The following is a 12621-nucleotide window of genomic DNA, read 5'->3' on the forward strand; positions in this document are numbered from 1 at the left end:
TCTTCCTCTCCCCCCTCCCTAGCTCCACCTACAACTTTGTGTAGATCGAGACCTTGTTCTTTTTATTCCTGGTCCCCGCGACCACGGGGCGGCCGGGGCACCACCCCCAGCTATGGAGGAGGGCGCGGCGTGCGGGCAGGTGACCGGCTCGTGATCGGCGCGGTACGGCGCGGGGGCCCCTGGCCCGCCGTGCTGGCCGTCACGGCGATCATGGGGGCGGCCGGCGAGCTGGCCATCCCCTACCTCATCGGCCGCACCGTCGACGCCCTCGTCGCCCGCCAGCCGGGCGGCACCCCCTGGCTCGCCCTCTGCGCCTGCGCGGTGGCCGCCGTCATGCTCTGCGAGAGCCTCGGCGTCTGGGCGCGCGGCGCCAGCGGCGCCCATGCCGCCGCCACGCTCCGCTCCGGCCTGCTGCGGCACGTGCTCGGCACCGGGCCCGCGGCCACCCACCGCTTCCCCGAAGGCGAGCTCGTCACCCGAGCCGGCCTGAACGCCGAGGAGGTCGGCCGCGCGCCGGAGACGGTGACCAGCGCGCTCGCGCTGCTCGTGCCCACGGCGGGCGCGCTGGTCGCCCTCACCCTCATCGCCCCCGTCCTGACGCTGACGCTCGGGGCGGGCATCGTCGTCATCGTCCTGGTCCTGCGCGCCTTCCTGCGCACGACGACCGCCATCGCGGGCGGCTACCAGGAGGTGCAGGGCGAGATCGCCGCCCGCCTCGTGGACGCCATGGACGGCGCGCGCACGATCGCCGCCGCCGGCACCGCCGCGCAGGAGGCGGGACGCGTGCTGGCGCCGCTGCCGGGGCTGCGCGCGCACGGGATGGAGCTGTGGCGGGCCAACGCCTCGGCCGCCGTGCGCTCGGGGCTGGTCGTGCCGCTGCTGGAGGTCGCCGTGCTGGCCGTGGGCGGTTTCATGCTCGCCGCCGGGGACCTCACGATCGGCGAGCTGTACGCGGCCGCCCGCTACGCCGTGCTCGGGGCGGCGCTCAGCACGGCGCTCGGCCACGTCAGCGGCCTGGCCAGGGCGCGTGCCGCCGCCGAGCGCGTGTCCGCGGTCCTCGACCTGACGCCGGTCGCGCACGGCACGCGCGCGCTCCCGCCCGGACCCGGGACGGTCGAGTTCCGGGACGTCGCCGCGAACGGCCTGACCGTCGGCGACCTCACGCTCCCCGGCGGCTCGGTGACCGCCGTGGTGGGGCGGTCGGGGGCGGGCAAGTCGCTCCTTGCCGCCCTGGCGGGCCGGCTGACCGACCCCGAGCGCGGGACCGTCCTGCTCGACGGGGTCCCGCTGGAGGAACTCACGGGCGTGGAGCTGAGACGGGCCATCGGGTACGCCTTCGAACGCCCGGTACTGGTCGGCGAGACGATCGGCGACGCCATCACCCCGGACCCCGCGCCCGGCCGGGTGGCCGAGGCGGCCGGGGCCGCGTGCGCGGACGCGTTCGTGCGCCGGCTGCCCCTCGGCTACGCCACCCCGCTCAGGGACGCGCCCATGTCCGGCGGCGAGCGGCAGCGGATCGGCCTGGCCAGGGCCTTCGCCCAGGGGGAGCGGCTGCTGGTGCTCGACGACGCCACCTCCAGCCTCGACACCGTGACCGAGCGCCAGGTCGGCCGGGCACTCACCACCGACCACCACGGCCGCACCCGCCTGATCGCGGCCCACCGGCTCGCCACCGCCGCCCGTGCCGACCAGGTCGTCTGGCTGGAGGGCGGGACCGTACGCGCGTGCGGGCCGCACCACGTGCTGTGGCAGGACCCGGCCTACCGGGCGGTCTTCCAGGGGGACGCGACATGAACGCGCCGGAGGGCGGACGGGCGATGTTCTGGCGGGCGTTGCGGCGGGAGCCGGGGCAGCTCGTCAGGCTGGGGCTCTGGTCGGTGGTGGAGGCGGCGCCCGCGTTCCTCATCGGGCACGCCGTCGCCCGCGCCATCGAGGACGGGTTCGCCCCGGCCGAGCCGCTGGTCGGGCTCGGCTGGCTGGCGGCGCTCGGCCTCACGTGGCTGGCCGGGGCGGTGGCCGCGCGGCAGGTCGTGCTGGCCGTCGCGGCGGTCGCGGAGCCGTTCAGGGACGACCTCCTCGCGCACGTCGTCGAAGGGGCCCTGCGCCAGGAGCCGGGCGCAGGCCGGGACAGCGCCGCCGTGGCCAGGGCCGGGTTGCAGGTCGAGCTGGCCAGGGACGCGTTCGCGGCCGTGGTGACCACCGTGCGCGGGTTCGTGTTCACGCTGGTCAGCGTCGTGCTGGGGCTGCTGACGCTGGCCCCGGAGACGATCGTGCTGGTGCTGCCGCCGTTCCTGGCCGGGCTCGGGCTGTTCCTGGCGTCGCTGCCCGCGCTGGGCCGGCGGCAGCGCGCTTTCCTCGTGGCCGACGAGCACCTCGCCGAGGCGATGACCGACATGGCGGGCGGGCTGCGCGACATCCAGGCGTGCGGCCTGCGGGAGCGGGTGGCCGGGCGGCTGGACCGGAGGGTCGCGGCGCAGGCCGCCGCCGCCCGCGCGCTCGCCGGGGTGACCGCCGTCCGCACCGCCGCGCTCGCCGTCGGCGGCTGGCTGCCCGTCGTCCTCGTGCTGGCCGGCACGCCCTGGCTGCTCGACAGCGGGCTCGGCCCCGGCGTGATCGTCGGCACCCTCGCGTACGTCACCCAGTCCCTGGCCCCGGCGCTCGGCGGCCTCGTGCAGGGGCTCGGCGTCAGCGGCGTCAGGCTCGCCGCCTCGCTCGGCCGCATCCTGGCCATGGCCCCGCCCGCCCCACCGGCCGGTCCGCGCATCCGGCCCCTCAGGTCGGACGTGCGGTTCGACGCCGTCACCTTCGCCTACGGCCCCCGCTCGGCCCCCATCGTCGAGGGCCTGGACCTCACCGTCCCCGAGGGCGACCACCTGGCGGTCGTGGGGCCCAGCGGCGCGGGCAAGTCCACGCTCGCCGCCCTGGTCAGCGGCCTGCTGCCGCCCGGCGAGGGGGAGGTGCTGGTCGGGGGCGTGCCCGCCGGCCGGCTCGACCCGGCCGCCCGCGTGCTGATCCCCCAGGAGGCGTACGTGTTCCGCGGCACGCTGCTGGAGAACCTCGCCTATTACGCCCGCGACGCCGGGCAGGCCCGGGTCGAGGCGGCCGTCGAAGCGGTCGGGGCCACCGGGCTGGTGGCCGGGCTGGGCGGGTACGCGGCGGTGGTCGAGCCCCGCGTCCTGTCGGCCGGGCAGCGGCAGCTCGTCGCCCTCGTCCGCGCCTACCTCGCCCCCGCCCCCCTCGCCATCCTGGACGAGGCCACCTGCCACCTCGACCCCGCCGCCGAGGCCAGGGCCGAGGACGCGTTCGCCAGGCGGGGCGGCACGCTCATCGTGGTCGCCCACCGCCTCACCTCCGCCCTGCGCGCCCGCCGCGTCCTGCTCATGGACGGCCCCCAGATCACCCTCGGCACCCACGACGAGCTGGTCAGGCGATCTCCCCTGTACGCCGACCTGGCCGGCCACTGGCACCCGGAGCCCGTGTCATGAAATTTCCAGACAGCTATCCGCCCGCCGAACGCCTCCCCATCACCGACCACCGCCACGGCCACCCGATCGACGACCCGTACCGCTGGCTGGAGGACCCCGCCGACCCCCGCACGCGCGCCTGGCTGGCGGCGCAGGACCGGCTGTGGCACGACAGCGCCGCCAGGCTGGCCCATCGGGAGCGGTTCCTGGCCCGGCTGACCGAGCTGGGGGAGACGGGCCTGGTGACCACGCCGGTGTGGCGCGGCCGCAGGCGCTTCCACCTGCGCCAGTCCACCTCCCAGGAGCACCCGGTGCTCTGCTGCGACGACCGCGTCGTGCTGGACCCCATGGAGCTGGACCCCACGGGGCTGACGACGCTGGACGACTGGCAGCCCGACCTGGAGGGCCGGCGCCTGGCGTACCAGATCTCGCGGAGCGGGGACGAGCGGGCGGACCTGTACGTGCGGGAGGTCGGCTCGGGGGCCGTCGTCGACGGGCCCATCGGCGGCTGCCGCTACGCGGCGGTCGCGTGGCTGCCGGGCGGCGATGCGTTCTACTACGTGCGCTTCCGCCAGGGCGTGCTGCTGCACCGGGTGGGCGTGCCGGGGGACGACATCCCGGTCTTCACCAGGGGTCCGGTCTCGTACGGCGTGCAGATCAGCCCCGACGGCCGGTGGCTGACGATCTCCGCGGGCACCGCGTCGGGCGGCTCGCTCTGGCTGGCCGACCTGTCCAAGGGGGACCCGGCGGTCCCGAGGCTCCGCCCCGTACAGGACGGGTCGCATGCCCGGACGGCCGGGGCGGTGGCCTGCGACGGCCGCCTGTACCTCCTCACGGATCGCGACGCGCCCCGGCGCCGGCTCTGCGTCGCCGATCCCGGGGAACCCGGCGTGTGGCACGAGCTCGTCCCGGAGGACCGGGAGGCGGTGCTGGGCGCGTTCACGGTGCTCGACGGGGACCGGCTGCTCGTGTCGAGGACACGGCACGCGGTGGGCGAGATCGCCGTGCACCACTCCCGTACCGGTGAGCGGCTGGGCACCGTCCCGCTGCCCGGCAGCGGCACGGTCGCCTCGCTCACCTCGCGTCCCGATGGCGGTCACGAGGCGTGGTTCGCCTACACAGACGCGGTCACCCCCGCCGAGATCTGGCGCTACGACGCCCGCACCGAGGCCGCCACGCTCTGGGCCGCCGCGCCCGGCCGCGTCACGCTGCCCGCCGTGAGCAGCCACCACATCGAGTACGCCTCCGCCGACGGCACCCCCGTCCGCATGGTCGTCGTGGCCCGCCCCTCGGACGGCGGCCCGCGCCCGACGATCCTCAGCGGGTACGGCGGCTTCGGCATCCCCCTCATGCCCGGCTACGCGGCCGACTCCCTCGCCTGGGTCGAGGCGGGCGGCGTGCTGGCCATCGCGAACCTGCGCGGCGGCGGCGAGGAGGGGGAGGCGTGGCACCGGGACGGCATGCTGGAGCGCAAGCAGAACGTGTTCGACGACTTCGTGGCCGCCGCCGAGAAGCTGATCGCCGACGGCTGGACGACGCCGGACCGGCTCGGCATCTGGGGCGAGTCGAACGGCGGCCTGCTCGTCGGCGCCGCCGTCACCCAGCGGCCCGACCTGTTCGCCGCCGCGGTGTGCTCGGCGGGGCTGCTCGACATGGCCCGCTTCCACCTCAGCGGCCTGGGCCCGTCCTGGACCGGCGAGTACGGCGACCCCGAGGATCCCGAGCACCTCGGCTGGCTGCTCGGCTACTCGCCCTATCACCACGTCGGCAAGGGCACGGACTACCCGGCGACGCTGTTCACCGTGTCGGCGGCCGACACGCGCGTGGACCCGATGCACGCCCGCAAGATGTGCGCCGCCCTGCAGTGGGCGACGGGCGGGGACCGGCCGGTCCTGCTCAGGTACGAGCCGGACGTGGGCCACGGCGCGCGGGCGGTCAGCAGGTCCGTCGGGCGGGCCGCCGACGTGCTGGCCTTCCTGGCGGCCCACACGGGCTCAGATCCAGCCTGACTCCCTGGCGATGCGGACGGCGTCGATCCGGCTGCGCGCCCCCAGCTTGGCCGCGGTCCTGGACAGGTAGTTCCGCACCGTGCCCTCAGCCAGGTAGAGCGAGGCCGCGATCTCCCCGATCGACGCCCCGTCCGCCGCGGCGCCGATCACGTCCAGCTCGCGCGGCGTCAGCGGCGCATCGGCCGGTCGCATGGCCGCGATCGCCAGCTCCGAGTCGATGACCCGCTCGCCGTCGGCGACCCTGCGGATGCCGTCCGCCAGCCGGCCGGGCGGCGCGTCCTTGGCCATGAACCCGCGTACGTGCACGTCGAGCGCCCGTTTGAGCAGCCCGGGCGTGCCGACGCCGGTCAGGATGAGCACCCCGCACCCGGGTAACTCCTTGTGCAGCTCGCCGGCGGCGGCGAGCCCGTCCTTGCCGGGGAGGGCGATGTCGATCACCGCCACGTCGGGACGGCAGGCGCTGGCCGCGGCGAGGATGCGGTCTCCCCGCTCCACCTCGGCCACGACCTCGATGTCGTCCTCATAGGCCAGCAGCGCCACGAGCGCCCCTCGTACCAGGTGCATGTCCTCTGCGAGCAACGTTCGAATCACCATGCGTCCTTGCGGTCGACCAGGCTTGCAACGTCTGCGGGCCCCCTTATCCTGCCGTATTGACCTAATTGTGAAAAGCTCTTCCAGGCGTGCGTAAATGATGTGCAGAATTCGGCCGATGTCGATGTGCCCTATCAAGCGCCCGGTTTTCTGAGGGATGCTGACGACCATGAACCCCCGCGTGCGGCCACTTCCTCCCGAAGAGTGGGACGACTTCACGAAGGCCAATCCGTACAACGTGTTCGCCACCCTCGCCCGCCATCCCGATCTGTACCGGGCATGGCTGCGCTTCGGTGGCGCGCTGCTGAACGGCACGCTGCCCGCCCGGGACCGGGAGCTGGCCATCCTGCGCACCGCATATCACAGCGACAGCGCCTACGAGTGGGCCCAGCACGCCCGCATCGCCCGCGAGGCGGGGCTCACCGGCCAGGAGATCGAGTCGGTGCGCCACCCGGACGCCCTCTGGTCGGTCGAGGACCAGCTCGTGCTCCAGGTGGCCGACGACCTCCACTACGCCGGCGACCTCACCGACGCGACGTGGGCGGCACTGTGCGACCGCTACGACGAGGTGGGCAGGATCGAGCTGGTCATGCTGGTGGCCCACTACGGCATGCTGGCGCTGGTGCTCAGAACGCTCCGGGTGCAGATCGAGGAGTGATCATCGTGACGCCCGGCACCGAGCCGATCGAGGCCAGCGCCTTGCCCGTGTCCGCGAGCCCGATCGTGCGGGTGACGAGCTGGTCGGGGTGCAGGATCCCGGCCCTGATCATCTCCAGCATCGGCGGGTAGGCGTGCGCGGCCATGCCGTGGCTGCCCAGCAGCCGCAGCTCGTGGCCGATCACCCGGTCCATCGGCACCGGCGTCGGACCGCCGGGCAGCAGCCCCACCTGGACGTGCCGGCCCCGGCGGCGCAGGCTCTCGATGGCGGCGGCGCACGTCTGCGGGCTGCCCAGCGCGTCGATCGACACGTGCGCGCCGCCCCTGGTCAGCTCCCTGACCTGGGCCGCCGCGTCGCCCGCGGACCCGTTGACGAAGTGTGTGGCCCCGGCCCGCTCGGCCAGGTGCAGGGCGTCGGTGCTGATGTCCACTGCCACGACCCGCGCCCCGGCCGCCGTCGCGATCATCACGGCGGACAGGCCCACGCCGCCGCACCCGTGCACGGCCACCCATTCCCCCGGGCGCACCTGGGCCACCTGGGCCACGGCGCGGAAGGCGGTGGCGAAGCGGCAGCCGAGACCGGCCGCGGTGGCGTAGGCCATGTCCTCGGGGACGGCGACCAGGTTGACGTCGGCGTGGTCGATGGCGACGTACTCGGCGAACGAGCCCCAGTGGGTGAAGCCCGGTTGCGTCTGCCGCTCGCAGACCTGCTGCTCGCCGGTGGCGCAGGACGGGCAGGTGCCGCAGGCGCAGATGAACGGGACGGTCACGCGCGCCCCGGGCGCCCAGCCCCGCACGTCGGGGCCGACCGCCTCCACCACGCCCGCCAGCTCGTGGCCCGGAACGTGGGGCAGGACCTTGATGTCGGGATCGTGCCCTTGCCAGCCGTGCCAGTCGGACCGGCACAATCCCGTCGCCTCGACTCTGATCACCGCTCCGTGCGGGGCGGGAGATGGGTCTGGCAGCTCGCGGACGTCGAGCTCGCCACCGAAGATGTCAAAGGCAACCGCTTTCATCTCATGAGCTTAGGGTCAACTGCCGCAGCTCGCGCAAGGCCTGGTGCGAGGGTGAGCCCGGTTCGGTGGTGTAGAGCACAAGGCGCAGGTCATCGCGGTCGGGCACCGGCATGACCTGGCAGATCGTGTCGATCGGGCCGACCACCGGGTGATTGATCCGCTTGCGCTGCTCCCTGCGCACCTCGACCTCGTGCCTGGCCCACAGCTCGGCGAACTGGGGGCTGAGCGCGAGCATCTCCGTCACCAGCGCCTGGAGGGCGCGGTCCTCGGGATAGCGGCCGGCGGCGATCCGCAGGTCGGCCACGGAGGCGCGGGCGAAGCGGCCCTTCTCGTCGTCGTCGAAGAAGTCGGCGATGTCGGGCGACATGAAGACCCAGCGGATGACGTTGCGCCGCTCGGGCGGCAGGGTGTCCAGGTCGCCCATGATGGCGGTGGCCATGGGGTTCCAGGCGCGCAGGTCGTAGCGGGCGTCCAGGACGTACGCCGGCACCTCCTCCAGGTACGCGATCAGGTGCAGCAGGCTGCCGGGCACGTCCTCCCTGATCCGCGGCGGGTCCAGCGGCTGGCCCGCGAGCTGGAACAGGTGCGTGCGCTCGTCCTGGCTCAGCATGAGGGCCCTGGCCAGCGCGTTCAGCACCTGCCGCGACGGGTGCGGGCCGCGCCCCTGCTCCAGCCGGATGTAGTAGTCGATCGACATGCCCGCGAGCTGTGCGACCTCCTGCCTGCGCAGGCCGGGCGTGCGGCGGCTCCCGCCGCCCGGCAGGCCCATGTCCGCCGGGGTGACCCGGGCGCGCCTGGCACGGAGGAATGTGGCGAGTTCGTCGCGGTTCATGCCTCCATCCTCGGCGACGGAGGCATCGCGTGGGTGGTACTACCGATCCCAGCCTCTCCAGGTCTCTCCCGAACCGCGCTGACCTCGGCGAACGTGGAGGCATGACGAAGATCGCGCTCATCACGGGCGCCAACAAGGGAATCGGCTACGAGATCGCGCGGCTGCTGGCCGAGCAGGGTGTCACCGCGATCGTCGGGGCGCGCGACGAGGAGCGCGGACGGGCCGCCGCCGAGCGGCTCGGGCAGCCGTACGTGCGGATCGACGTGACCGACGAGGCCAGCGTGGCCGCCGCCGCGAAGTGGATCGACGGCGCGTACGGCCGGCTCGACATCCTGGTCAACAACGCCGGGATCACCGGCGGCTTCGCGCCCCTGCAGCCCAGCGACACCACGGCCGCGCTGGTCAGGCAGGTCTACGAGACCAACGTGTTCGGCGTCGTCACCGTGACCAACGCCATGCTGCCGCTGCTGCGCGAGTCGGAGGCCGGCCGGATCGTGAACATGTCCAGCGAGCTCGGCTCGCTGGCCATGGCGAGCGACCCCGAGAGCCCGTTCGGGGCGTTCAACCACCTGCCGTACAACTCCTCCAAGACCGCGCTCAACATGATCACCGTCTGCTACGCCAACGAGCTGGCGGGCACCCCGATCAAGGTGAACGCGGCCAACCCCGGCTACTGCGCCACCGACCTCAACGAGCGCACCGGGTTCCGCACGGCCGAGCAGGGTGCGGCCATCGCCGTACGGCTGGCGACCCTCGGCGCCGACGGCCCCACCGGGGCCTATCTGGAGGATGCCGGCAGTATCCGCTGGTGAGGTGTCAATGCTGGCAAATCGGACAGAGGGTGGTGATGGGAAGAGATCTGGATAAAGAGCGATTTACCGAGGCGGAGTACGTCCGCTTCGGGGAACGCATCCAGGAGCAGCTCGCCGTGCTGCGCGGGCTGCTCGATACCCCCGGCTTCGGCCAGGGCCCGGCCACGATCGGGGCCGAGCTGGAGTTGTTCCTGATCGACGAGGAGGGGCGGCCGCTGCCGCACAACAGCCAGGTGCAGGAGGCGCTGGACGACCCCCGCGTGGTGCTGGAGCTGGGGCGCTACAACATCGAGGTGAACCTGACCCCCATACCCCTGGAGGGCACGCCCTTCGAGGTGATGAGCGGCGAGGTGCAGGAGACGATCACCAAGGTGGACGGGGCGGTCGAGGGCGGGGGCGCGCTGCCCATCGGCATCCTGCCCACGCTCGACACCGAGGACTTCACGCTGGGCGCGATGAGCGACCAGAACCGTTACCGGGCCATGAGCAGGGGGATCAGGCGGCTGCGGCTGGAGCCGTTCCTGGTCAAGATCGACGATCTGGAGCTCTCGGTGGAGGACGTGATCCTCGAGAGCGCCAACACCTCCTGGCAGGTGCACATCCGCACGCCGCCGGAGCGCTTCGCCCGGCTGTTCAACGCCGCCCAGCTCGCCATCGGGCCGGTGCTGGCGGCGTGCGGCAACTCGCCGTTCTTCCTGGGGCGGGAGCTGTGGGAGGAGACGCGCATCGCGCTGATGGAGGAGGCCGCCGACGACCGGGACGTGCAGCGGCGCGAGCGGCGGGACGGCCGGGTGACGTTCGGCTCGGACTGGGTGCGGGAGGGGGCGTACGAGCTGTTCGAGCGGTACGTACGCGACTACGACCCCGTGGTGCCCGATCTGACGGAGGGGGCGGAGCCGCACGAGGTGCCGGAGCTGCGCCTGCACCAGGGCACGATCTGGCAGTGGAACCGCCCCGTCTACGACCCGGTGGACGGCGGCCACCTGCGGATCGAGATGCGCGCGCTGCCCGCGGGGCCCTCGTGCGCGGACATGGCGGCGAACACCGCCTTCCTGCTCGGGCTCACGTTGTCGCAGGCCGAGCGGGACCTGACCGGCTACCGGTTCGCCACGGCGTTCCAGAACTTCTACCACGCGGCCATGCACGGGCTGGACGCCAAGCTCTCCTGGCCCGGCAGCGAGGGCGAGTTCGAGGCCGCCGAGCTGGTGCTCACCCTGCTGCCCGAGGCGCGTAAAGGGCTGCTCGGCGCGGGGGTGGCGCCCCACGACGCCGACCGCGCGCTGGGCGTGATCGCGCAGCGGACGCGGACGCGGCGCACCGGCTCGGTGTGGCAGCGGGAGGCGCTGGCGCGCTTCGGCGGGGACCGGCGCCGGCTCGTGCGGCGCTACCGCGAACTGGCGTTGTCGGGGTTGCCCGTGCATTTGTGGAAGTGATCGCCAACCTTGGCCGTCCCCGATCCGTCAAACTGGTCAAGAGACGGAAAAGGTGAGGGAGATATGGCGGCTTCGGGAATGGTTCCCACCGATAAAGCCCCTTATGCCCTGGTTCGGGCGACGGGTGGCCTGGCGGAGGGGGCGGCCAAGCTGGCGGGCGAGGTCGGCAGCACCGCCGTCGAAGCGGTGCTGGCGGGGGCCAACAGAGTCGCCAGGAGCAAGGGCGCCGCCGGGGCGATGGGCTCGATGCGCCCCAGACCGGCCGAGTGGTACGCCTTCGACGACAAAGACCAGGACACCGCCGACTGGTACCCCCAGGGCCTCACCGGCAGCGACGACTCGGGCAACATCGGCGTGCCGGCGTTCATCGTGAGCTGGTACTTCAAGCCGGAGGCCGGCGAGCGGGGGATCAGGGTGTCGTTCCTGAGCCCCACGTCGCTGAAATACCAGCACGCGCTGCTCGTGGTGGCCGCGCCGGACGGGTCGTACGCGCCGATCGACATCCACGCCGGCGGCATCGCCTGCTACGGCGACCTGCTCTACGTCGCCGACACCAAGCGCGGCCTGCGCGTCTTCGACCTGAACAACCTGCTCGACCTGCGCACCGCCCAGAACGACCTGGGCGAGGCCAAGCGGATCGGGCGCCACGGCGGCAAGCTGCACGCCTTCGGCTACCGCTACGTCATCCCGCAGACCGACTTCTGGAAGGTGGCCAAGGCCGGGCCGCACTTCTCGTTCGTGTCGATCGACCGCAGCGGCGACACGCCGCGGCTGATCACGGGCGAATACCAGGACAAGAAGACCGACGGCTGGGTCGGGCGCTGGGACCTGGACCTGGCCGGGGGCGAGCCCGTCGACGCGTTCGTCATGGGCCACGCCAAGATCCAGGGGGCGACCTCGCACGGTGGCACGTGGTATCTGAGCCAGTCCGCCGGCGCCGCCGCCAACGGCAGGCTGTTGGTCTACCAGGGCGGCGAGCCGGTGACCCGGCCGTTCCCGATCGGGCCGGAGGACCTGACCGTGCAGGGCGGCAAGCTGTGGAGCGTCACCGAGTTCAGGGGCAAGCGGGCGGTCTTCGGCGTCAGCCTCTGAGGTGCCGCTGCAGGACCTCGCGGTAGCGGCGGTCGAAGTCGTCGTAGCGGGCGCGCAACCGCGCGCCCGGCCACCCGGCCGGTAGCAGCTCCTCGGGCAGCAGCGGGTCGGCCAGCAGGTGGCGCAGCACCGCGGCCGAGACGAGGAAGCCCTCGGCCAGCCCCTCGGCCCGGTCGAGGGCCCGCTCCAGCGCGCCGGCCTCCGCGGCCCAGCCGTCCAGGTCCCACAGCAGGGGAGTGGGGTCGCGTCGCGGGCGGCCGTCGATCAGCGTGCACTGCGCGGTGACGATCTCGGGCAACGTGCGCACCAGGTTGGCCGGGCGCAGCCAGGTGCCCTCGCGCAGCTCGGCCAGGCGCAGCGCGCTCATCGTGTGCCGGAACGCGGCCCGGTCGGCGGGCGCGCGCCGCTCGGCGGTGACCACGGCCACCTCCCACGTGCCGTCCCACGGCCTCGTGTGCGGGTCGCGGCTCTCGTCCTGCCTGGCCTGGCGCTCGACGAGCCGCTCCGACAGCGTGTACTGGCCGTCCGCCGGCAGCAGGTCGCCGGCCGCCACCATGCGCGACAGCGCCACCCTGACCGTGCCCTCCGCGATCCCGAACAGCGCCCCGATGCGCACCAGGTGGCGGGCCGACAGGCGGGGCGGGTGGCTGCCGAGCAGCGCGCTCAGGACCGCCGATCGGGCGCTCAAGGTACTGTTACGCTCTTCCATCGCGTG

General features: G+C 73.5%; 11 protein-coding genes. 7 read left to right on the top strand and 4 right to left on the bottom strand.

The features are described 5' to 3' along the window. The first annotated feature begins 129 nt into the window (after positions 1-129). From AB0J69_RS25205 to AB0J69_RS25215, 3 genes are read left to right on the top strand one after another with little or no spacing between them, the layout of a single operon-like run. Positions 130-1794 (top strand): ABC transporter ATP-binding protein, encoded by a 1665-nt coding sequence (locus AB0J69_RS25205; RefSeq protein ID WP_364121726.1) that lies wholly within the window; start codon positions 130-132, stop codon positions 1792-1794. After that, the gene (locus AB0J69_RS25210; protein WP_364121729.1) at positions 1791-3485 is read left to right on the top strand and encodes an ABC transporter ATP-binding protein; all 1695 of its coding nucleotides are present in this window, start codon (positions 1791-1793) and stop codon (positions 3483-3485) included. Before AB0J69_RS25205 ends, AB0J69_RS25210 begins: the two co-directional genes overlap by 4 nt. Continuing rightward, on the top strand, positions 3482-5473 hold the full coding sequence (locus tag AB0J69_RS25215; protein ID WP_364121732.1) for a prolyl oligopeptidase family serine peptidase: 1992 nt from the start codon (positions 3482-3484) through the stop codon (positions 5471-5473). The genes AB0J69_RS25210 and AB0J69_RS25215 overlap by 4 nt, the downstream gene beginning before the upstream one ends. Here the strand turns inward: AB0J69_RS25215 and AB0J69_RS25220 are convergent. Next, positions 5459-6064, bottom strand: a complete 606-nt coding sequence (locus AB0J69_RS25220; protein ID WP_364122083.1) for a response regulator transcription factor — start codon at positions 6062-6064, stop codon at positions 5459-5461. The genes AB0J69_RS25215 and AB0J69_RS25220 overlap by 15 nt on opposite strands. Positions 6065-6233: 169 nt before the next feature. On the opposite strand from AB0J69_RS25220, the gene AB0J69_RS25225 reads away from it, so the two are divergent. Beyond that, positions 6234-6722, top strand: a complete 489-nt coding sequence (locus AB0J69_RS25225; protein ID WP_364121734.1) for a carboxymuconolactone decarboxylase family protein — start codon at positions 6234-6236, stop codon at positions 6720-6722. On the opposite strand, the gene AB0J69_RS25230 is transcribed toward AB0J69_RS25225, so the two are convergent. Further along, entirely contained in the window at positions 6691-7737 is a 1047-nt protein-coding gene (locus AB0J69_RS25230) for a zinc-dependent alcohol dehydrogenase family protein (RefSeq protein ID WP_364121737.1), read from the bottom strand. The two genes, AB0J69_RS25225 and AB0J69_RS25230, sit on opposite strands and share 32 nt — an antisense overlap. A 1-nt stretch (position 7738) precedes the next feature. Next, positions 7739-8569, bottom strand: a complete 831-nt coding sequence (locus AB0J69_RS25235) for a helix-turn-helix transcriptional regulator (protein ID WP_364121740.1) — start codon at positions 8567-8569, stop codon at positions 7739-7741. Positions 8570-8670: 101 nt separating this feature from the next. Here AB0J69_RS25235 and AB0J69_RS25240 point away from each other — a divergent pair, with 101 nt between their 5' ends. The 3 genes from AB0J69_RS25240 (at position 8671) to AB0J69_RS25250 (ending at position 11906) form a co-directional block, all read left to right on the top strand. After that, complete coding sequence (locus tag AB0J69_RS25240) at positions 8671-9381, top strand: SDR family oxidoreductase (protein WP_364121743.1); 711 nt, start codon at positions 8671-8673, stop codon at positions 9379-9381. Between the two features lie 35 nt (positions 9382-9416). After that, positions 9417-10814 carry a glutamate--cysteine ligase gene (locus AB0J69_RS25245; protein ID WP_364121745.1) on the top strand — a complete coding sequence of 466 codons (1398 nt, stop codon included), beginning with the start codon at positions 9417-9419 and terminating at the stop codon, positions 10812-10814. Positions 10815-10877: 63 nt separating this feature from the next. Further along, positions 10878-11906, top strand: coding sequence for a hypothetical protein (locus AB0J69_RS25250; protein ID WP_364121748.1), 1029 nt, complete (start codon positions 10878-10880; stop codon positions 11904-11906). On the opposite strand, the gene AB0J69_RS25255 is transcribed toward AB0J69_RS25250, so the two are convergent. Continuing rightward, positions 11896-12594 carry a PaaX family transcriptional regulator C-terminal domain-containing protein gene (locus tag AB0J69_RS25255; RefSeq protein ID WP_364121751.1) on the bottom strand — a complete coding sequence of 233 codons (699 nt, stop codon included), beginning with the start codon at positions 12592-12594 and terminating at the stop codon, positions 11896-11898. The genes AB0J69_RS25250 and AB0J69_RS25255 overlap by 11 nt on opposite strands. Between the last annotated feature and the right edge of the window lie 27 nt (positions 12595-12621).

It is taken from the genome of Nonomuraea sp. NPDC049709 (genome assembly GCF_040674815.1).
GTDB lineage: Bacteria > Actinomycetota > Actinomycetes > Streptosporangiales > Streptosporangiaceae > Nonomuraea.